Annotated in this window: 15 protein-coding genes; 5 read left to right on the forward strand and 10 right to left on the reverse strand. The window is 63.6% G+C overall.

Going from position 1 to position 20,643, the window contains the following annotated elements; translation table 11 throughout:
• Positions 1-15: 15 nt before the first annotated feature.
• The 6 genes from TEF_14585 to TEF_14610 form a co-directional block, all read right to left on the reverse strand.
• Positions 16-1,758 carry a hypothetical protein gene (locus TEF_14585; GenBank protein ANK81885.1) on the reverse strand — a complete coding sequence of 581 codons (1,743 nt, stop codon included), beginning with the start codon at positions 1,756-1,758 and terminating at the stop codon, positions 16-18.
• On the reverse strand, positions 1,742-2,893 hold the full coding sequence (locus TEF_14590; protein ID ANK81886.1) for a hypothetical protein: 1,152 nt from the start codon (positions 2,891-2,893) through the stop codon (positions 1,742-1,744). The genes TEF_14585 and TEF_14590 overlap by 17 nt, the downstream gene beginning before the upstream one ends.
• A 371-nt stretch (positions 2,894-3,264) precedes the next feature.
• A complete protein-coding gene (locus TEF_14595; GenBank protein ANK81887.1) occupies positions 3,265-4,926 on the reverse strand; it encodes a hypothetical protein in 1,662 nt (553 codons plus the stop codon).
• Positions 4,927-4,960: 34 nt separating this feature from the next.
• Positions 4,961-5,830 (reverse strand): hypothetical protein, encoded by an 870-nt coding sequence (locus tag TEF_14600; protein ANK81888.1) that lies wholly within the window; start codon positions 5,828-5,830, stop codon positions 4,961-4,963.
• Between the two features lie 2 nt (positions 5,831-5,832).
• Positions 5,833-6,759, reverse strand: a complete 927-nt coding sequence (locus tag TEF_14605) for an ABC transporter permease (protein ANK81889.1) — start codon at positions 6,757-6,759, stop codon at positions 5,833-5,835.
• Between the two features lie 33 nt (positions 6,760-6,792).
• A complete protein-coding gene (locus TEF_14610) occupies positions 6,793-8,322 on the reverse strand; it encodes a hypothetical protein (protein ID ANK81890.1) in 1,530 nt (509 codons plus the stop codon).
• A 246-nt stretch (positions 8,323-8,568) separates the two neighbouring features.
• On the opposite strand from TEF_14610, the gene TEF_14615 reads away from it, so the two are divergent.
• Genes TEF_14615 through TEF_14625 form a run of 3 tightly spaced genes read left to right on the forward strand, consistent with a single transcriptional unit; the run spans position 8,569 to position 11,204 of the window.
• Positions 8,569-9,597 carry a peptide ABC transporter ATP-binding protein gene (locus TEF_14615; protein ANK81891.1) on the forward strand — a complete coding sequence of 343 codons (1,029 nt, stop codon included), beginning with the start codon at positions 8,569-8,571 and terminating at the stop codon, positions 9,595-9,597.
• A gap of 17 nt (positions 9,598-9,614) precedes the next feature.
• Positions 9,615-10,616, forward strand: coding sequence for a peptide ABC transporter substrate-binding protein (locus TEF_14620; GenBank protein ID ANK81892.1), 1,002 nt, complete (start codon positions 9,615-9,617; stop codon positions 10,614-10,616).
• A 33-nt stretch (positions 10,617-10,649) separates the two neighbouring features.
• Complete coding sequence (locus TEF_14625) at positions 10,650-11,204, forward strand: hypothetical protein (protein ID ANK81893.1); 555 nt, start codon at positions 10,650-10,652, stop codon at positions 11,202-11,204.
• 914 nt (positions 11,205-12,118) lie between these two features.
• On the opposite strand, the gene TEF_14630 is transcribed toward TEF_14625, so the two are convergent.
• Entirely contained in the window at positions 12,119-12,913 is a 795-nt protein-coding gene (locus tag TEF_14630; protein ID ANK81894.1) for a hypothetical protein, read from the reverse strand.
• Positions 12,914-13,102: 189 nt separating this feature from the next.
• Here TEF_14630 and TEF_14635 point away from each other — a divergent pair, with 189 nt between their 5' ends.
• Positions 13,103-14,017, forward strand: coding sequence for a LysR family transcriptional regulator (locus TEF_14635; GenBank protein ID ANK81895.1), 915 nt, complete (start codon positions 13,103-13,105; stop codon positions 14,015-14,017).
• A gap of 90 nt (positions 14,018-14,107) precedes the next feature.
• On the opposite strand, the gene TEF_14640 is transcribed toward TEF_14635, so the two are convergent.
• Together TEF_14640 and TEF_14645 are read right to left on the reverse strand one after the other, a co-directional pair.
• Complete coding sequence (locus TEF_14640; protein ANK81896.1) at positions 14,108-16,270, reverse strand: glucan biosynthesis glucosyltransferase H; 2,163 nt, start codon at positions 16,268-16,270, stop codon at positions 14,108-14,110.
• Complete coding sequence (locus TEF_14645) at positions 16,221-17,744, reverse strand: glucan biosynthesis protein D (protein ID ANK83502.1); 1,524 nt, start codon at positions 17,742-17,744, stop codon at positions 16,221-16,223. The genes TEF_14640 and TEF_14645 overlap by 50 nt, the downstream gene beginning before the upstream one ends.
• A gap of 635 nt (positions 17,745-18,379) precedes the next feature.
• Here TEF_14645 and TEF_14650 point away from each other — a divergent pair.
• A complete protein-coding gene (locus tag TEF_14650; protein ID ANK81897.1) occupies positions 18,380-20,071 on the forward strand; it encodes a hypothetical protein in 1,692 nt (563 codons plus the stop codon).
• A gap of 125 nt (positions 20,072-20,196) precedes the next feature.
• On the opposite strand, the gene TEF_14655 is transcribed toward TEF_14650, so the two are convergent.
• Positions 20,197-20,592, reverse strand: coding sequence for a hypothetical protein (locus tag TEF_14655; protein ID ANK83503.1), 396 nt, complete (start codon positions 20,590-20,592; stop codon positions 20,197-20,199).
• Between the last annotated feature and the right edge of the window lie 51 nt (positions 20,593-20,643).

Here is a 20,643-nt window from a genome sequence, read left to right on the forward strand (position 1 = left end):
ACCCCCGGCAGCAATTCAGGTGTCGGCGACCTTCTGCTCCACCAGACGCCGGGCCTCTTCCTTCAGTTCCAGTCGCCGCACCTTGCCACTGCCTGTCATCGGAAACGCGTCGACGATCCGGACATGTCGGGGCACCTTGTAACCGGCGATATGCTCACGGCAGTGCTCAATCAGGGCATCCGCGTCGACCGACTGGCCCGGGCGCGGCTTCACGAAAACGAAGGCGGCTTCGCCAAGCCGGCGGTCAGGCACACCGACGACGAAGGCTTCGCCGACGCCGGGATAGCGGTTGACGAAGTCCTCGATTTCCAGCGTCGCGACGTTGAAGCCAGAGGGCTTGATCATTTCCTTCAGCCGGCCGCGGAAGACGAGGTGGCCGTCGTCCGTCATCTCGCCGAGATCGCCGGTCCTCAGCCACCCTTCCTCATCGAACGCAGCCGCATTTTCCTCGGGGCGATTGTAGTAACCCGCCATGACAGTGTAGCCGGAAACGCGAATCTCGCCGATGGAGCCAGTCGGCATCTCGACGCCGGATTCAGCATCGACGATACGGACGGATACCCCCTCGACAGGCAACCCGTTGGTGTCCGCGCGCAAGTCGAGAGGTTCGTACCACCACGACCGGGCGATGGCGTTGGAGGTCTCCGACATGCCGTAGACGTTGCACATCTCGTCCGCGCCGAAGGCCTCAACGACCCATCTGAGACCGGCGGGAGAGAGAGGCCCTCCCGCCCCGGTCCGCAAATGCGTGTAGTCATAGCTCCCCAAGGCGTCGAAATCCTGGAGATCCCGAACCATGGTGTCGACGAAGAAGGTGAAAGTGATCTTCTCGTCCTGCAGAAGCCGGCAGAAACTCTCCGGCGTGAACCGCCGCCCGATTACGAAGGCGCCGCCCGCGAACAGGGTCGAAAGAGTGTAACCCGTCCCTGTGGCCGTGAAGAGTGGTACGGGCGCCAGAAACCGGTCGTCCGGGCCGAGCCTCAGCCGGTCGACCGTGTTGCGGTTGTTCTGGAGCAGAGCTCCGTGGCGAACCATGGCCCCTTTGGGAAGGGAGGTCGTCCCCGACGTGTAAAGAAGCTGGGCAATATCGTCGGGACGGACGCTTTCACGGCGGCTTTCCAGAAGGTCGTCTTTCGGAAGCTGTTCTCGTCCCAGGGCCTCCACCTTTTCGAACGGGACCATGCCTGGCGGCAGGTCGGCACCCAGCCCGACGACTTTCCGCAGCCGGGGGAGTTCGGAGACGCACCAGCGATCCGGCAACTGATCGCGCCAGTCGGGTACAAGCCGGGCCAGGATCGCGAAATAACTGATGTTCTCGAAACCATCCTCGACGATCAGCATGACGCTGTCGGATTGCTTCAGGATGTAGCCGGTATCGGCGTCGCGAAAGCGCGTGTTGAGCGGGATGAGCACGGCGCCGACATAGGGGACGGCCCAGCGGGCCACCATCCACTCGATGCGGTCCGACATCCACAGACAGACATGCTCCCCCGGCTCGACACCCAGATCGACAAGGCCGCGTGCGAAAGCCCGGACCCGTTCGGCCAGTTCGTCATATGTGATCCGCTGGCCTTCGCAGACCAACGCTTCCCGCTGGCCGTGAACCTCGGCGGCCCACTCGATCGCGTCCGCGAAGACTGCATTGCGCCAGATTCGCGAATCGGAATCGTCATGGACGGCACGTGCCGAGTTGTCCGTGGGATCGAATTCACCGGATTGACTGGAGTCCACAGCGCGGCGCTCAGGCGGCTCGGGCACGGGCGGCGACGCGGGCGATGTCAGCGAAGAAGCGGCCCATGTCGTCGACCTCTTCCACATGCATCAGCCGTGAACGCAGGGCTCCCGCACGGGCATCGTCAAGCGGATCGACGCCCCGGCCCGTACAGGCGCGGAACTTCTCCTCCAGGTCGATATCGGGTAGCGGCGCCTCTGGCGTACCCGGAAGATGGGCGACGTGCTCGCGCAACACGCGACCGTCCGTCGTTTCGATGACGACGGTGGCGGGCGCCAGCAAGGTATCCAGTTCATCATCGACCACGACCTCGATACGGCCGATCATCTCGCCGATGTCTGGGTCGAACATCGCCGGCGGCAGGATGTCCTCAACGCCGAGCCGGCCCCGCTGCAGAACGGATGCGATCGAATAAAAGATGTTGAACTGGGCATCGACCTGGGGCGTGTCGCCGGGCCGGAAGGGGCCGCCGGTGATCTGCTGCATGTAGGGCGTGATCGTGGCCGTCGCCCGCGCGATGTCACCGGGGCCGAGACGGTTCGAACGCACGATTCTCAACGCGGCCTCGGCAGCCGCATGGTTACAGGCGCAGCTCGGGTACTTCTTGAGTCTGATCTCGGCGTTGAGGTACCGCTCTCCGAGACCATCGAAGAGTGGTTCCGGGTCGCCCGCCTCGTAGAGATTCCAGATGCCGCATTCCCCCTCGAATATGGCCGCCGGACCCGTGACGCCGGCGGCGGCCAACAGGGCCGACTGAACGCCGCTCTGGGCGGCGAACGCCGTCTGCATGCGTTTGGTGAAGCGGCGCTCCAGGTTGGTTTGCCGACTGCCGCCCGTGCTGCTCAGGGCAATGCCCATGGCATTGCGTATGCCATCGGCGTCCAACCCCAGGAGCTTGCCGGCCGCAGCGGCAGCTGAGATGCCGCCATACAGCGAGGAATAGAACCACCCGCCGTTCTCACATGTCGTCAGCCCGAGGCGGCAGGCGAGGTCGTTGCCAAGCACCAGGGCCTCGAGAAATCCTTCGCCGCTGCTCTGTTCGCGCTCGGCAACCGCGAGAACGGCAGGCAGGATAGCGATGTCGCAATGCATGACCGACGGTTCGTGAAGGCAGTCGTAATCCAGAGCGCCCGCGAGTGTGCCGTTGACCAGCGCGGCCATGCCGGCTGGCACTCGGTCGCCGAACGCGAGCAGGGTGGCATCGGAGGCCCCGCCTTCCCGGGCTGCAAGCTCCCTCAGTTCTGCCGAACCCGGCGAGTCCGAAGCTGCCCAAGCTACCGCCAGGGTATCCAAGGCCACACGTTTCGCGGCATCGACAGCGTCGCGCGGAAGATGGCGTAGCGAAGTCGTAGCCATGTGCTCCGCCAGCCTGTGTGCATGGGTGGCTTTCGGATCAATTCGCTCTCGTGCCACTGACACCTCCCCGTCCGACCCGAAATTGAATCAATGTCGATTCAATTTGCACGATCCAATATTGATACATTATGTGCCAATTTCCCGCGGATGCAAACCCGAAGTATGCAGCAGCTGCCTCAGGCCAGTGCTTTGACTGACCCGGCTTCGATCAGCGTCACCGCCCGTTCGAGAAGTTTGGATTTCTGGACCTTCTGAGTGCCGGTCAGCGGCCAGTCTCCGTCGAATACAATGAAGCGCGGCACCTTGTACGAGGCCATGCCCGCGCGGCAGAGAGCATGGATACGGAGCGCGTCGGCATCGGCTCGGTCGGATATATCGATGAAGGCGAACGGAACCTCGACCAGACGGGCATCCGGCACGCCCACGACCGCCGCCCGCGAAACGCCGGGACAGGTCTCGAGAAAGGCCTCGATTTCCGCCGGTGCGATATTGAACCCGCCGACCTTCAACATTTCCTTCACGCGGCCAACGTAGACCAACTCGCCATGCGCGTTGATCATACCCAGATCGCCGCTTTTCAGGCGCCCGGCTTTGTCGAAGGTCGCCGACGTCTCCGCCGGCTTGTTGTAATAGCCGGGCATCACCGTGTAGCCGGAGATCCTGATCTCGCCGACTTCTCCGGGGTCGAGAACGGCCTCGGTCTCGGGGTCGACAATCGTTATCTCCACATCCGGCTGCGGCGGCCCGTTTGAACGCAGCCGCACTTCCCGCGGATCTGCACTGCGGCCGCGGGAGATGACGTTGGACGTCTCCGACATTCCGTAGATCAGCGTAAGTTCCCGGACGCCCAGATCGTCGACCAGGTACTGGACCGAAACATCTGACAGGGGGGCACCCGAACCGGTCCGCAGCGACGACAGGTCGAATGAGGCCAGCTTTGGAAAATTGCGGAGATCATAAACGATCGGGTCGGCGAAGAAGGCGGTCGTGACCCGTTCGCGTTGGACGAGATGGCAGAAACCCTCCGCGCTGAAGCGATCCATGAGCACCAGCTTCGCACCGTGCGTCAGGCACTGGCAGCATGCGGCCACACCGGACGCGCTGAATGACGGCACGGTCAGAAGATAGGCGTCGTTCGGCGTCATGGCCGTCCGTGAGGCGGAATGGTAGTTGTTTTCAAGGAGGGGCCCGTGACGCACCATCGCTCCCTTCGGCAGCGACGTCGTGCCGGAGGTGTAAAGAAGCTGCGCGACGTCGCCGGGCGCGACGGCGGCGCTCAGATTCCGGAAGGGCGCCCCGTCGCCTCGACGCGCGGCGCCGTGGGCCAGAATCGCGTCGAAGCTGTACATCGCGCCCCTTTCACCGCCGTCCCGCGCTATGATCGAGCGCTTCAACTTGGGCAGCCCGGCGGTCCGCCAGTCGCCGGGATTCTGAACGGCGTAGTCGGGCACGATGTGGGAGAGGGTGGCTAGATAGTCGTGGCCGCTGTGGCAGGCGTCCATGATCAGCGTCGATGCGTCCGACTGGTCCAGGATGTAGCGCAGTTCCTCTCCCCGCAATCGCGTGTTCACCGGTACCAGCACAGCGCCAAGGCTGGGCACGGCCCAACGCGCTACCATCCACTCCAGGCTGTCGGTCATCCAGAGCGCAACCTGGTCGCCATGGCAGACGCCGATCTCGTCCAGCCCGAGCGCGAAGGCTTCGACGCGTGCGAACAACTCTCTGTAGCTCAGGCTTCCGTCGACCGTGACGATCGCGGTCCTGTCGCCATGATGACCGGCAGCCCAGGCCAACGCCTGGGGAAAGGTCATGTCCCGCCAGCGAAAAGCGCTTTCCATGATATGCAGTCCTCCGGCAGAGGCGCCCGCGCGATCAGCGGCTTCGATTGAACTTGGGATCCAGCCGGTCCCGAAGGACGTCGCCCAGCAGGTTGATGGAAAGCACTGTGATCATGATCGCAAAGCCGGGGAAGGTGACCGTCCACCAACCGAGTTCGACGTAGGGACGGCCTTCAGCGACCATGGTGCCCCAAGTCGGCGTCGGCGGCGGCACGCCGACGCCGAGAAACGAGAGCGTCGACTCCAGCAGGATCGCGGCGGCGATCTGAAGCGTCGCCATCACGATGATCGTGTTTACCAAGTTTGGCAGCACGTGCAGCCAAAGCAGCCGGATCGGGCTGCATCCTACGGCATAGGCCGCCTGGACGTAGTCCAGTTCCCTGAGCGACAGGGCCTCACCACGGACCATTCGTGCGAACTGGGCCCAATAGATCAGACCGATAATCAGGATCACGTTCGGCAGGCTCGGGCCGACCGTGGCCGCCACAGCCAGGGCGATCAGAACGGCGGGTAGCGAGAGAAACAGGTCTGTCAGGCGCATCACCGCCTCGCCGAACCAGCCGCCGATCATGGCAGACATGATGCCCATGAAGACGCCGATCACGAGCGCCACACCGACGGAGCTGATTCCCACCAGCAGAGACACTCGCCCGCCGTGCATCAACCGGCTGAACACGTCGCGACCGAGGGCATCCGTGCCCATGAGATATTCGCCACCCGGTTCAGACAGAAATACACTGAGGTTGTGGGCGTTGGGGTCGAATGGCGCCAGCACATCTGCGAAGATCGCCGACAGCAGGATCAGAATGAGGAAACCACCGGGCAGGAGCGTGCGCACCGACAGTCGAGCGCGCCGCAGGCCAATCAGGCGACTGACGAGTGGCGGACGTGTGGTCGTCGTCATGCTCATTTCTTCAGATAACTGATTCGGGGGTCGAGCAGGACGTAGAGAAAGTCGACCAGAAGGTTCATGATCAGGAACACCACACCCATGAACAAGACGGCCGCCTGCACGAGCGGAAAGTCTCGGGCGTAGACGGCATCGACCGCGATCTTGCCAACGCCTGGCCAGGCGAAGACGGATTCGGTCACCACTGCGCCGCGCAGGATCGTCGCGGCCTGCAGTGCCGTAATTGTCAGGATCGGTATGGCGCCGTTCTTGAGTGCATGCACCATGACAACCCGCCATTCCGAAACACCCTTGCTTCTTGCCGTCCGTACATAGTCGGCTTCGAGCGCATCAAGCATGGAGGATCGCGTCACTCGCATGATTGAAGCCGCCACAAACCCGCCGAGCGTTATGCTTGGCAGCACCAAGTGTGCGGCGGAGCCGTACCCCGACGTCGGGAAGATCGGCACGTAGAGAGAAAAGACGAGAATCAGCAGGATACCGAACCAGAAGGTCGGCATGCTCTGCCCTGTCAGGGCCACGACCTTCCCGACATTGTCGAACCAGGTGTCCCGCTTGACGGCGGAGAGTATCCCGACAGGCAAGGCGAGCAGCAGGCCGAATATCATCGACGTGACCGACAGCAGTATGGTGGCCGGAAAGCGGTCAATGATAATTTCCGCGGCCGAGCTGTTCCATTTGATCGATGTGCCGAAATCGCCTTGGGCCGCATTGCTGACGAAGCGCCAGTATTGCACGAGGATCGGCTGATCGAGGCCGAGCTTGGCCCGCAGCAGGTCGAGCTCCACCTCGGAGGCCTCCGGTGGCGCCATGATCGCCACCGGATCCCCGGAGATCCGCGCGAGCGCGAAGACGATAACGCTTAGCAGAAGGATGGTAAGCAGGGTCTGCACCAGCCTCTGAGCTACGAAACGGCTGGACATGCCCCGCTTCTCCCCCCTCTTCCTCGTTGACCGTCAGTCGTTCAACTGCAGATTGTTGAGATTCATGTGGTAGCCGCTGCCCAGGCCGAGTTCCCAGTTCTTGATCCGCGGACCGACCGCGAACGGCGTCCCGCACCAGAAAAGCGGCACCGCACGATGGTGTTCGTCCTCGAGTTTCAGGAACTCCTGAATGATGGCCTCGCGCTTCGCGAGATCTGTTTCCACGAGTTGCCGATTGTAGATGTCCACATATTCCGGAACATCGACGTTGCCCGAGGACCATACCGAACTCGGAAGGAACCAGCCGTCCATTGTGAGCGATGCATCGTCGGGAATTGACGACGGACCGTAGAAGATGTCGGGCTGCTTGCCGCCACGATAGGTCTGCAGGAACGAGCCGGTCTCCATCGGCTTGCGATCAACCTTGAAGCCGACAGCTTCAAGATTGCCGGCAATGGCCTCCAGCGCTTGCGGCGCATTGGGCAAGGAGCCGAAAGATTCGGTGTGCAATACATACGTGACCTCGAACCCGGGTTCGATGCCCGCTTCCTTCAGCAGAGCCTTGGCCTTGTCCGGATCGTAGGGGATCTGTTCGAGCCCATCCAGATATCCGAACGTGCCCGGCGTCGCGATGCTGGTGGCCGGTTCGCAAACGCCACCCAGAACGGTCTCTGAAATCTCCTGGCGATTGAGTGCGTGGCCAATGGCGAGTCGAACCTTCGGATCCTGGGATTCCGGGAACGTCGTCTTGTTGAAGTAGAGTGCCGAGGTCCCGCTGTATTTCGCGGACACGATCCGGACATCGCTGTTGCCGCGGATCCGTTCGAGCAGCGGACCGGTAATGCCCATGACCACGTCCGCCTCGCCCTTGGTCAGCATGGCGTAGCGAGTGAATGGCTCCTTCACCAACACCTTGCGAACCTTCTGCACGTCGGGAGCGCCATTCCAGTAGTCCTTGTTGGCCGTGAACTCGGTCCATTCGCCGGCCTTCAGTTCCGCGAGCTTGAATGGGCCGGTGCCGACGGGGGCCTTCTGGAAGCCTTCCGCGCCCACCTTCTCGTAGTAGTTCTTGGGCGCGATCGAAATCAGCGCGTTGCGGGAGCCGGTGAACAGACCCGGCCAGGGCGCCTTGAGCACGAAGCGGGCCTCGTGCGGGCCCAGAACCTCGACCCCTTCCAGGGCAGCCTGGAAGGGCTTCCGGTAGGAATGCGTGCTATCCGGCGAGAGGAGTTTCTCGAAGGTGAACTTCACGTCCTCGGCCGTAAAAGGATCCCCGTTGTGGAACGTCACGCCCTCGCGGAGCTTGAAGTCCACATGCTTGCCTTCGTTGGAAATCGTCCAGCTCTCGGCGAGCGCCGGTGTGATGCCATCCTCGGTCAGATTCATCAGGCCATCGAAGAGCATGTCCTGAATAAGGAAGTCCGTCGTCGCCACGACTGCAGTTGGATCGAACTGCTGCCGGAGAACCGGCTGGGCAATGACGATTTCGCCTTCCTCGGCGATGGCCGGCGCCTCGGGCGCAGCCAGAACGGCCCCGCCAATAAGGACCGCGCCAACGGTCAAACGGAATCTATGCATTGAACTCCTCCCCTTTGTAGCAACATCTTATTTTGACACAATCTACATCTGCATGATGCATTTTTGCACCTATTGCATCCATCACAATGCAGCAAAATGTTATCATTTGTCAATCTATGTATAGAGTCGATTGTGCGCTAGGTTTCAGGGTGAAGTGCCCGCAACGACCTAGATCGCGGACGTTGTGCGGTTGGGTGCCAGGGGGAGGATCGGCTATTGACCATTGGGACAATGCAGCGGCCCGAGGCGGCCACAGGCGCGGCGAACGACGTGGTTCTGGAGGTCAGCGACCTTGAGACCCATTTCTTCACGCGTCAGGGAATTGTACCTGCCGTGGACGGTGTATCATTCAAATTGCACCGCGGTGAAGTGCTCGGGATCGTCGGCGAGTCCGGTTGCGGGAAAAGCGTCACTTCGCTTTCGATCCTACGGCTCATTCCGCCACGGTCAGGAAAGATTGTCGGCGGGACGATTCAATATGGCGACCGTGACCTGGTCCGCGCCAGCGAAGCCGAGATGCGCCGAATTCGTGGCAACGACATCTCCATGATCTTTCAGGAACCCATGACCGCACTCAATCCGGTCATGACCGTAGGGCAACAGATCATCGAGCCCCTCCAGCTGCACCAGGACATGTCTCTCAAAGAGGCGCGGAACCGAGCGGTCGAGATGTTGAAGCTGGTCCACATTCCCGAACCTCTGAAACGGGTCGACGCCTATCCGCATGAGCTTTCCGGCGGCATGCGGCAGCGTGCGATGATCGCCATGGCACTGTCGTGCAATCCCAAGATCCTGATCGCCGACGAGCCGACGACGGCGCTCGACGTCACAATTCAGGCTCAGATCCTGGAATTGATCCAGGAATTGCGCGACGTCCTGGGAACGGCGGTGATCATGATCACACACGACCTTGGCGTCATCGCGGAAATGGCACAGCGGGTCGTCGTCATGTACGCCGGCCGGAAGGTCGAGGAAGCCGAGGTCGGAGAGCTGTTTGAAACGCCCCTACATCCCTATACGCGCGGCCTGCTCCGGGCAGTCCCGCGCCTCGGCATCAAGGATGAGGGAAGGCATCGCGCCAGATTGCAGACTATCGAGGGCACCGTCCCTGCGCTCAACAATCTGCCTCCAGGCTGCGCGTTCGCGCCACGTTGCGCCAATGCGACCGACTTGTGCCGCGTCCAGCGGCCGGAACTGGAAGACAAGACGAATGGCCACATCGCAGCCTGCTGGCACAGCGGGTCGGTCGCGGCCGTGTGACTGCTGGGGAGATACAGATGGAAAGCCAAAAGACGATGCCCCTGGAGGCAGAAACCCATCCATTGCTCGCGGTGACAGGGCTGAGCAAGCATTTTCCCCTCCAGCAAGGTCTGCTGCCTAGTTCCAAGGAATTCGTCTACGCCGTCAACGACATCACCTTTCACGTCGACAAGGGGGAGACACTCGGGCTGGTCGGCGAATCGGGTTGCGGAAAATCCACGGTGGGCCGCTCGGTCCTCAAGCTGATCAATCCCACGGCTGGTTCGATCCGGATCGGCGGAGAAGAGATATCCAATCTCTCGAGGCGTCAGATGAGGCCATATCGGCGCCAGATGCAGATCATATTCCAGGATCCTTATTCATCATTGAATCCACGCATGACAGCCGGCGATATCGTGGGTGAACCGCTGGCGGTCCACGGCATCGCCAAGGGCAAGGAAAAGGATGACCGCGTCGAGGCGCTTTTCCGGAAAGTGGGTCTGCGCAACGACCAGATCACGCGGTTCCCGCATGAATTCTCGGGCGGACAGCGGCAACGTATCGGCATCGCCCGGGCGTTGGCCCTCGAACCCCGGCTCATCGTCGCCGACGAGCCGATTTCGGCCCTTGATGTCTCGATCCAGGCCCAGGTGATCAATCTGTTGATGGACCTGCAGGACGAGTTCGGCCTGTCCTACCTGTTCATCGCGCATGATCTGTCGGTCGTCGAGCATATCAGCCACAGGGTGGCGGTTATGTATCTCGGGCACATCGTCGAGCTGGCCGAGCGCAAGTCGCTGTTCGAGACACCGCAGCATCCCTACACGGAAGCGCTGCTCTCGGCAGTCCCGGTCGCCGATCCGAAGCGCAAGCGCGGGGATCGCATCATTCTAACGGGCGATGTGCCCAGCCCTGTAGCGCCGCCAAGCGGCTGCCCGTTCCACACACGCTGCCCGGTAGCCGTTTCGGAATGCAGCGTGACCCAGCCGGAATTGCGAGAGGTGCGCCCCCGTCACTGGACGGCATGCCACCTGCGCTGACGCCATCCCAACGACAACAGGAGCAAGACCAAGATGGCCAGATTGCCCTTATTGAGCGATGTCGATCTGGGACTCGCACACGATCCGCACCTCAACGCGAACTACGGGGTCTTCCGCACACTGAGCCACAGTCCCGGAGCCGCCGCTGCTTTCTGGGGGCCTGTCCGCTACGCCCTGCACGAGAGCGCAGTGGACGCGCTGGTCCGCGAAATCGCAATCCTGACCGTCGCCTACGTCACCCGGACCGCCTATGCCTGGTCCCATCATATTCGCGTCAGCCGGAACGCCGGAATACCTGACAGCGACATCCGGGCCCTTGTCGACTATCTGGAAGCGCGGCCGAGCGCGCTGGACGAAAAGAGCAAGGCCGTCGCGGATGCCGCGCGGGAAATGACGGAGACAGTGCGGCTGTCGGACGAGACATTCACCCGCCTCGAAGCCGTATTCGACGCTGCCCGCCTCGCCGATGTGATCTTCATCATCGGGAACTACAACGCAGTCATGCGCGTGCTCAACGGACTGCAGGTCGACACCGAACAGGATTTCCTGGGCTATCTTGAGGAGTTCCCGCTACCTCCCGCGGACTGACCGTTTCGGCGGACGAGACCATTCGGCGAAAGCGGGAAGCGGAAGCCAGCCGGTTTATGATCGAGTTGCCGGCGCCGCGGCGACGCCTCAAACCACCCGCCGCACCCGCACCGCGCCCGATCTGGCGGGCGAGGAAGACGACATTGGCGGGGCCGAGGACGCGGCGGCGCGGTTCGGGCGCTTCAACCACCGGACATGAGCATTCGCTGATCCGGCATTCGTTCTTCCCTGCTCTTCGCTGATCGTTCCCTGTTGCGCGCGAATGAATTCCCTGTTCCGGGCGCAGGGAATTCGCGCCCGAACCCCCAGAAATCTGCGGCTTCCCAGGGCAAGTCGAAGGCCCCTGAACCCCGAGAACGAAGGATTTCCCTGTAAATTCCCTGTAAATCAGGGACCGGGATGCAGGAGACCGGTTCGACCGGGACTGGCTACACGACCAACTCGTCTTCGAGAATCGTCGGCGCGGCGCTGTCAGAGCCCAGTCTTCGCCGGTGAAATTGGCTGGCTGGATGCGCAACCCCTTGGTTCTGGAAGTCCATGTCACCAGGACGCGCGATCGCAGGGGTGGGCCGGCCTTACTGAGGCGAGCACTCAAAAGGTTCGGTTCACCTCGCATCATCGTCACCGACCGCGTCCGCTCCTGCCGTGCGGCCCTTTCAGTGCTGGGCATCCGCGGCCGGCAGGACACCACGAATTGGCTGAACAACAGGGCCGAAAAATCACATCAGCCGTTCCGACGACGGGACCGCTCGATGCAGCGCTCGCTGACCGGCATCGTCTGCCAGTCTGAAATCGGGCACACCGCCCGTTGGCGCGCCCGACCCGGAATGGCCTGACAATGCATCATCTTGTTTTCCTCTTTGCCTTGAGTGAACTGGTTGGTGTTTCGGTTCAGAGTCCAACGGGGCGGCAGCTCAATCGACGGTGCCGAGTTCGCCGGCCTCATGAGCGGCGATCACTTCTGCCAGTTGGTCGGCGTTACTCATCGCGAAGGGGCCTTTTTGCACGAAAGGTTCGCGCAAGGGGGTGCCGCCGAGGAGCACGGCCTGGCCGCCTTCATCACTCAGCAGGCGGATCTCGGCGGCGCCATGGGCGGCCAGCGCTGCGTCGCTGCTGAGCCGGTAGCGGGTTTCGTCGAGTTCGACCTCCATCTCACCGCCGATGACGTGCAGCCAGGTGGCGTCTCCGAGATCGGGGCGATGGGTGAAGCTGCCGTTGGCCTGCAGGGCGACATCGAGGATGGTGAACGGCAGAGTGGGCGGGGTGGCGCCGACGACGCCATTGGTTTCGCCAGTCATCACCCGCACCCGATGGCCCGGGCCTTCGATCGCCGGCATTTCCGAGGCGGGTACATGTAGCGCACTGGGCACCTCCAGCTTCTGTGCTGCCGGCAGGTTGACAAAGATCTGCAGGGCGTGAGTGCGCGAACCGGGGGTGGGCGCCTCGTCATGTACCGCGCCGCGGGCGGCCTTCAGCCAGTAGAGATCGCCCGGGGCCAGTTCGATGTCATTGCCCAGCGAATCCCTGTTGCGGAAGCTCCCAGTGCTGTCCTCGAAGAGCACGCTCACCGCCGAGATCCCGGCATGGGCATGGGGTCCGAAGGTCGGCTCGGTCATGGTGAAGTGATCGACCATGATCAGCGGGTCCATCAATCCGTCAAGCTGGCGATGGATGAAGCTGAGCGCTTCGAAGCCGTCGCCTCTGGTCATCTTCTCCCCTTGCTGGAATTTTGTGATGACGGCCTGGGGACTTGTGGGCTCGAACTAGGTGTTGAACGGTCATATTCGCCTCCTTTGCTGAATATGAACCTATGGCCAGAACGACACAGGGAAAATTCGTTGATTCTGGAACTCTGCGTTCTGTATTTGGAACAAATGCCTCAAGGAAATCGTCGGACCATGGACCTCAATCAAGCCTATTACCTGGTGAATGTCGTTGAGAAACAGGGGTTCTCGGCAGCAGCGCGGACACTGGGCATTCCCAAATCGCGGATCAGCCGGCAGGTAAGAAACCTCGAAGAGGCCCTTGGCACGCGACTCGTGAATCGGGATTCAAGACGGATGTCGCTGACGGAGGCGGGCGAAGCCTATTATCGTCATGCCAAGGTTGCGCTGGAATGCATGATGGCCGCCGAAGCTGCAGTGCGCAAAGACAAGGACGCGCTGGAGGGTACCGTCACACTGTCCTGTTCGATCGGCGTTGCGCAGTTCGCGCTCAGCCCGATCTTGCCGCGTTTCCTGTCCGAGAACCCTCGCGTCGTTCTGCGACTTCAAGCCTCCAACGACTATGCCGACCTGATCAGTGACGGCATCGACCTGGCCATTCGGGGACATGTCAGGTTGCTGCCTGACTCGGGGCTGATCCACCGGCACCTTACCGAAGTCCCGTGGCACCTGTTCGGCTCACCCGGCATTGCGCAACAGATCGGTGCATCGGCGTCACCGACCGAACTCGAGGGCCAGCCCGGACTCGCGCTTGGCTGGCGACCCGGGGGCAACTCCTGGTTGTTGCAGGGGCCCGGCGGAAGCAGTGCCTCCGTTCCTTTCGCTGCGCGAATGCGCAGCGATGACATGGTCACCTTGAAACAGGCGGCCGCGGCGGGGCTCGGGGTGGTGGCTCTGCCGGCCTATGTCTGCGCTGAGGATGTCGCGGCAGGACGGCTGAGCCGCCTCTTGCCGGAATGGATCGCCGGGTTGCCGGAGATCAGCCTTCTGATGCACGAGAGGAGGGGGAACCCGCCACAGGTCGACGCCCTCGCAACCTTCCTGCGCCGCGAACTGCCGGATGTAATGAACGGTGTCAGCAACTCCTAGCGCGGCGTTGTCAGAGCAGATTCGGGGCGGATATGAACTACTCCCGGTTCAAGGAATACTCGTAAATACAGGCGCCGGCAAATGCGGCTCTCAGGCGGCGCGCTGTGACGTCTGAAGGCCCGCGACGCGCTCGATGTCGTGCAGCAGCGCGATCGCTTCCGACGGCGTCAACCAGTGCTGCAGCGCGGTCAGGTCGTCCGCCAGTTCCGCCTTGGCGCGCGCCACCAGCGCTTCGGCATCGAAGGCCGGATCCACGGCCCCGCCCGGCAGTTGCGCAAGGTGCCATTGGCGCAGCGCCGCATCGTCGGCGAGTCTCTGGAGCGCAGGGGCCGCCGGGAAATTCTCCCGAAACCCGGCGTGACGCTCCACCTCGGTCAGGATCGCCGGCCGCGCCGGCCCCTCCTCGGGCGTCAGCAACAGCCCTGCGCGGCGCAACGCGCTGCCGAGGCGTACGCTGCCGCTCGCCCACTCGAGCACTCCCGCGGAGATCAGGCCGCCGCTTACCGGCGCCAGCCAGAGCAGGAGATCGGGATTGAGCTGGAAGGCCAGGGCGCCCAGGCCGGCGCCGGCGGCGATCTGCAGGCGATGCGCCTTCAGCGCCGCTGCGAACGGGACCCGGCCGTCGTCCCGGCGCTGCGGCTTCCAGCCGCTGTCCCGACCACTCAGCACCTCCGCGACGAGACGGCTCTGCGCGATCATCATCACAGGCGCGTAGAGCGCCGAGAGAACGGTCTCCGCCAGTGCGCCGCCGACCAGCCGGAAGGGGCCGCCGAAGGCCCGCCGCTGGCCGGCGTCGAGCAGGGCGACGACGACGCCCATCGCCTTCGGCGCAAGCAGGATCGCGGTCGAGAAGAGAAACAGTTCCACCGCGCGTTCGGAATCGAAGACCGGCCAGACGGGAAACAGGGACGGACCGGCGAAATAGCCCGGCTGACCCACCAGGGCCTGGGCCGCGAGCACCAGACCGACGACAACCAGCATCAGCCATAGCGGCGAACTGAGATAGGCCATTATCCCGGACAGGAGATGCAGCCTCGACGGCAGCACCAGCCCCCGCGCCGGCAGAAACCGCGCATGCTGCAGGTTGCCCTGGCACCAGCGGCGATCGCGCACGATCACGTCCTGCAGCGCGGGCGGGGCCTCCTCGAAGCTGCCGGCGAGGTCCGCGTCGAGACGGACGCCATAGCCCGCCCGGCGCAGCAGCGCGGCCTCTATGAAGTCGTGGCTGAGCACGTGCCCGCCGAAGGGCGGGCGTCCGCGCAGTTCCGGCAGGCGCGCCGCCGCCGCGAAGGCGCGGGTGCGGATGATCGCATTGTGGCCCCAGAAATTGCCGTCGCGGCCGTGCCAGGCCGCCAGGCCGCGGGTCACGACGGGGCCGTAACAGCGGTTGGCAAATTGCTGCATGCGGCCGTAGAGGCTTTCGGCGCGCCATACCGCCGGCGCGGTCTGAAGCAGGCCGAGACCGGGATCGGACTCGATCCGCCGCGCCATCTCCACCAGCGTCTCCGGCGCCATCACGCTGTCGGCGTCGAGCACCGCCATCGCCTCGTAACCGCCGCCCCATCGCATCACCCAGTCCGCGATATTGCCGGCCTTGCGCTCCGTGTTCCGGCGGCGATGACGGTAATAGACAGGGCAGCGCGGATCGGCTTCGCGGACCAGCCCCGAATAGACGACTTCCTCCTCGACCCAGGCGTCCGGCCGGTTGGTGTCGCTCAGCACGAAGACGGCGAAACGATCCGGCGCCGCGGCGGCCAGTCCGCGGGCGATCGCCCCGATCGAAGCCGCAACACGGCCCGGCCGTTCGCAATAGACCGGAAACAGCACCGCGGTCCGGATGCCGGGGAGCGCCCCGCCAGCCGCGCGGCGCAACCGCCGCGGCGCCGGTCCGAGCAGCGCGATGAAGCCCACCACGGCCTGACAGCCGGCGAAGCTGATCCAGGCGAAATTGACCGCGAAGAGCGCAAGAAACAGCCACTGCAGGCTGGTGACGCCGTCGGTCGCCAGAACCCGGTACATCTCGTGGACGCCGAATGCCGTCAGCGCCACCGAGCCGGCCGCGACGAGAACGCGGGCCAGGAAGACGGACAAGGTATTGCGCCAGCCGCCGACCCGCGGCGCCCGCGTGCCGTCAACCGCCTGGCGGGGCATGTCGAGACGCTGCTCCGGCGGCAGGGCGGGCGCCGTCTCCGGCGCCTCGGGCTCAACCTTCGGCCGTCCAACGGTAGAGCCAGGTCTCGCCGACAGGGACATCATCGCGCTTTGGCTGGACACGGATTTCGCTCAGGGGCTGTCCGGAGGGATCGAACCGGACGGCAGCCCTGAGCCCGCCGGTGATCTCGTTGACGTGGACGGTGGCCTGCCGCAGGACACCGGGGGCGCAGGTAACGTCGAGGCTCAGACCCGCCGGATCCAGACCGGGCACAGGCGCGTAGTCGATGACGATCTCGCGCTCATCGGATTCGAAGGCCATGCCCTGGGCGCTGCGGATGACGCGGGCCAGGCCCGGCGGCGGCGGAACGTCGTCGGGGAAGCTCACCTGCCAGGAATAGGCATAGGTCTCCCCTTCCAGCAGCGGCTCGGCCGGGCGCCAGTAGGCGACGATGTTGTCGTTGGCCTCCGAGTCGGACGGGATCTCGACCAGCACGACATGCCCGCGCCCCCAGTCCCCGACAGGCCGGACCCAGGCCGACGGGCGGAGTTCGTAGCGCGCTTCCAGATCCTGGAACGCCTCGAAGCTGCGTTCCCGCTGGATCAGGCCGAAGCCCTTCGGCGACTGGTCGACGAAGGCGGCGATCTGGAGGGCGCGCGGGTTGGCCAGGGGCCGCCAGATCCGCTCGCCGCGGCCCGTCAGCATCGCCAGACCGAGCGAATCATGCACCGCCGGCCGGTGGTCGGGACGGCTGTCCATGTCCATTGGGCCGTGCATGAACATGGACGTCAGCGCGCCGAGCCCGACATGCTCGACCGTCCGGCGGGGGAACAGGGTCGCCTCCACGTCCATCGTCGTCGGATCGCCGGGCCGGACCGTGAAGTGATAGGCGCCCGTCAGGCTCGGGCTGTCCAGCAAGGCGTGGACGACGACATGGCTGGCGCCCTTCTGCGGGCGCTCGATCCAGAAGCGGCGAAAGGTCGGGAACTCCTCCCCGCCGGGCTCGGCCACGTCGACCGCGAGGCCGCGGACCGACAGGCCATAGCGCTGATCCCTGGATACGGCGCGGAAATAGCTGGCGCCCTGAAAGACGATAAACTCGTCCGCATAGTCGTCGCGGTTGATGGGATAGTGCACGCGGAAGCCGGCAAAGCGGCGCACCCGATCGAGCAGCGCCGCGATCTCCGGCGTCGGCGTCTCGAAGGTCGCGGCGCTCGCGGCAACCGGCAGTGCGACGCCCTCCTCGACGAGGAACAGGTCGACACCCTCGTTGTAGAGGAACCCGGGCGCAAAGAGCTCGACGGAGAAGCGCGAGGGCGCGGTCGCCCATATCGCCTCGCTCTTGCGGAAGCGGATCCCGCGATAGGTCGAGTAGTCCAGCCGCGACAGCGCTTCCGGTATGCGCTCGGGCGGCGTGAAGTCCCGCCGCGCCAGGGCCGCGGCTTCCTCGATCACCACCTGCGGCGAGAACGCCGCCTGGCTGGCCAGCGCGCGCGGGACGGCAAGCAGGCTGAGACCGGCCGAGAGCGCGGCGAGAAAGTCGCGCCGCGTCGACTGCAACAAGGAAACTGGCATCGGATGGGTCTCGTCGATCCCTGGAAGGCCGGCGGACTTCAGCCACGCACCGGCACGGCCGCCGCCGCGGTCCATGCCGGCTTCCGGGTCGATCGGCTTTTCCGGATTGCCTTCCTGCCGCGTGGCCGTAGAGGCCCTCGGCGCGCGCTATAACATGGTCAGACCGCGCCGCCTTGCAAGAGGGTTGTGCGAAACGCCGCGGCGTCACGCATCGACCTCTCATCGGCCGCCCGGTGGCACAGCGGACAAGCAAAACCAGTTCCCGATAGCAGGTCACTACCGCCGCAAGCCGGCCGGTCAGAACTTGATGCCGTGGTGCAAGCCGTCATCCGCGTCCCTCGCATGGGTCGTATCGGAAAACAGGCACCTAAAGATGTATTTCTGCCGAGAGAATTCCTGCTAGCCTGCATGAATATTCTGAATAACAGAGCCAGAATTTACCGGGTGAGCACATCACCACACCGTTACTGGACGCAATAGCGCCGCAGAACGTCATTGGAGATCGGAGCATGGTCGCGACGCCACGACCCAAGGTGCCAGCGAGTTCTCCGACGTCCCGGCGTGGCTCGGCCCCATCGGACCTTCCACAGCGGACCCGACGTAGCGCAAATCAGCTCAAGAGCATCGTCGACAGTATGCCCGGCTTCATTTTCCGCCGCGTGCAGGGGCCGGACGGATCGGTGACATACCCTTATGTCAGTCCGAATTTCCACGAATGGTGCGGGGTGGCCGCGAACAGCAAGGCTCGGCCCGCGACGTCCGTGCACGATTACATTCATCCCGATGATCGACAGCGCTACCTGGATGCCATGGCGCTGTCCGCGAACGAGATGACACCTGTCGAGATCGATGTTCGTCTCGATACAGCGGAAAACGCCGTGAGATGGGTGCGTACAGTGTCGTATCCGCACGAGCTGCAAAACGGCGATATTCAGTGGGATGGCATAGCGCTCGACGTCACCAAGGCAAAGGCCCTGGAGACGCACCTGGCTCACCACGATCTGTTGACCGGACTGCCCAATCGCACTCTGTTCGTCGACTGGTTCGGCCATGTGCTCGAACGACCCAGGCACACCCAATCTCCGGCTATCGTCATCGCCCTGGAACTGGCCTCTCTCGCGGATATCCGGGAGAATTCCGGCTTCGATGCCGGCGACGCCAGCATCTGCGAGACCTGTGCGCGGCTGCAAGGTTCCATACAGGGCGGCGACACGGTTGCGTATATCGGTGGCGGCGGCTTCCTGATGGTCCTGATGGGAAAGCGGAAGGAAAAGGACTTCACTGCGCCAATCCGCTCCATCATGCGACAATTCGAAAGGCGTTTCGAACTGGAAGGCCAGGACTATCCGCTGGACGTCCTGATGGGTATCAGCGTCGCACCCGCCGACGGAAACGATGCGGAGACACTCATCCGCAACGCGACGACCGCGCTCAACAAGGTCAAGGATGCGCCCGAGCGCCCCTATCAGTTCTACGATGCGCAAATGACCGAGAGTGCGGTACAGCGGCTGGGTATCGAGTCCGACCTGCGCCGGGCGATCGACAGGAACGAACTCATCCTCTTCTTTCAACCGCAGTACAGTACGCAGACGCTGGAAATCGTCGGTATCGAGGCCCTGATCCGCTGGCAGCACCCCGAGCATGGGCTGATCCCGCCTGACGACTTTATTCCGATCGCGGAAGAGAGCGGCCTGATCGCGCCGATCGGAGAATTCGCCTTGCGGCAGGCCTGCACCCAGGTGCGCGATTGGCAATGCCGCAACGTGTTGGATGTTCCGATAGCCGTCAATCTCTCGGCCTGGCAGCTCGTCGAGAAGGACCTCGGCGACCGCATTCTCGCCATCCTCGAAGAAACCGGCCTCGCGCCCGACTGCCTCAAACTGGAGTTGACGGAAAGCTCCATCCTTCGCGACGTCGAAACGGTCACGCGTACGATGGGACAATTGGCCGATGCCGGCGTGCGTTTCGCGGTGGACGATTTCGGCATCGAGCATTCCGCCCTCAGCCATCTGAGCCGGCTTCCTATCGAGACGCTCAAGATCGACTACTCGTTCATTGCCCTGATGACGAGCGATCGGGTACATGCCGCTCTGGTTCAGGCCATCATCATGATGACACACGCCATGGGCATGGTCGCCGTTGCCGAGGGCATCGAGACTCCGGAGCAGTTCAGCTACCTGCGAGCCTATCAATGCGATGCGCTGCAAGGCTTTCTTTTGAGCAGACCGTTGCCGGCCGGGCAACTGGAGGCACTGATCAAACGCGAGAAGACGAAGCACGGCAGGGCATCCAGCGCTGCCGCAAGACTCCTGTCGGCGACTGCCTGAAGGCATTCAGTGGATCGCGCTTGCGCCTGACTTGACCGCAGCGCCCAGCCGCGACGGCTTCACCTCCTGTCAGGCGGCGGCCGCCAGGCTCGGCCCGGCGCCGTCATCTCCACGCCAGGCGCAGATCAGGTGCGGGGCAGAAGCTGGGTGGTTTCAATCAACCGGCTGTCGGCCAGAGCCGCTGCACGGATGGGTGAAATCGCCCGGTAGTCAGGGTCATTCATCATCTCGACGAACTGCCGCCTGGTGGGATAGCGCACGAGCATGACCACGTCCCAGGCCTCATCGCCGATCACGGTCCGGCCGCTCCGCCCCATCCAGATCGGCTCGACGCCGAAACGCGGATTCAGCTTCATCAGGCGACGTCCGTAGACATCGAACGCCTCCCGGCCGCTGAGACCGTCCACGCCATGACCCGGTTCCGCTACATCGCGGTAGCGCAGCAGGTTGAGCATCACCACGGGCTCGTCCGGATCGCCACCTGACATGGCCTCCAGCGCCGCCGCATCGAAATCCACCAGTCCCACGTGCCCGTCCCCCTAGTCGTTCCCCCTCGTCCGGAAACGACGATA

This window comes from Rhizobiales bacterium NRL2 (assembly GCA_001664005.1).
Lineage (GTDB): Bacteria > Pseudomonadota > Alphaproteobacteria > Minwuiales > Minwuiaceae > Minwuia.

What these genes read in the sequence shown, in the direction of transcription:
- TEF_14590 (ANK81886.1), bottom strand. Translation starts at nt 2,893, where the DNA reads ATGGCCGCGCTGGTCAACGGCACACTCGCGGGCGCTCTGGATTACGAC.
- TEF_14595 (ANK81887.1), bottom strand. Translation starts at nt 4,926, where the DNA reads ATGGAAAGCGCTTTTCGCTGGCGGGACATGACCTTTCCCCAGGCGTTG.
- TEF_14600 (ANK81888.1), bottom strand. Translation starts at nt 5,830, where the DNA reads ATGACGACGACCACACGTCCGCCACTCGTCAGTCGCCTGATTGGCCTG.
- TEF_14605 (ANK81889.1), bottom strand. Translation starts at nt 6,759, where the DNA reads ATGTCCAGCCGTTTCGTAGCTCAGAGGCTGGTGCAGACCCTGCTTACC.
- TEF_14615 (ANK81891.1), top strand. Translation starts at nt 8,569, where the DNA reads ATGCAGCGGCCCGAGGCGGCCACAGGCGCGGCGAACGACGTGGTTCTG.
- TEF_14620 (ANK81892.1), top strand. Translation starts at nt 9,615, where the DNA reads ATGGAAAGCCAAAAGACGATGCCCCTGGAGGCAGAAACCCATCCATTG.
- TEF_14625 (ANK81893.1), top strand. Translation starts at nt 10,650, where the DNA reads ATGGCCAGATTGCCCTTATTGAGCGATGTCGATCTGGGACTCGCACAC.
- TEF_14630 (ANK81894.1), bottom strand. Translation starts at nt 12,913, where the DNA reads ATGACCAGAGGCGACGGCTTCGAAGCGCTCAGCTTCATCCATCGCCAG.
- TEF_14635 (ANK81895.1), top strand. Translation starts at nt 13,103, where the DNA reads ATGGACCTCAATCAAGCCTATTACCTGGTGAATGTCGTTGAGAAACAG.
- TEF_14640 (ANK81896.1), bottom strand. Translation starts at nt 16,270, where the DNA reads ATGTCCCTGTCGGCGAGACCTGGCTCTACCGTTGGACGGCCGAAGGTT.
- TEF_14645 (ANK83502.1), bottom strand. Translation starts at nt 17,744, where the DNA reads ATGCCAGTTTCCTTGTTGCAGTCGACGCGGCGCGACTTTCTCGCCGCG.
- TEF_14650 (ANK81897.1), top strand. Translation starts at nt 18,380, where the DNA reads ATGCCCGGCTTCATTTTCCGCCGCGTGCAGGGGCCGGACGGATCGGTG.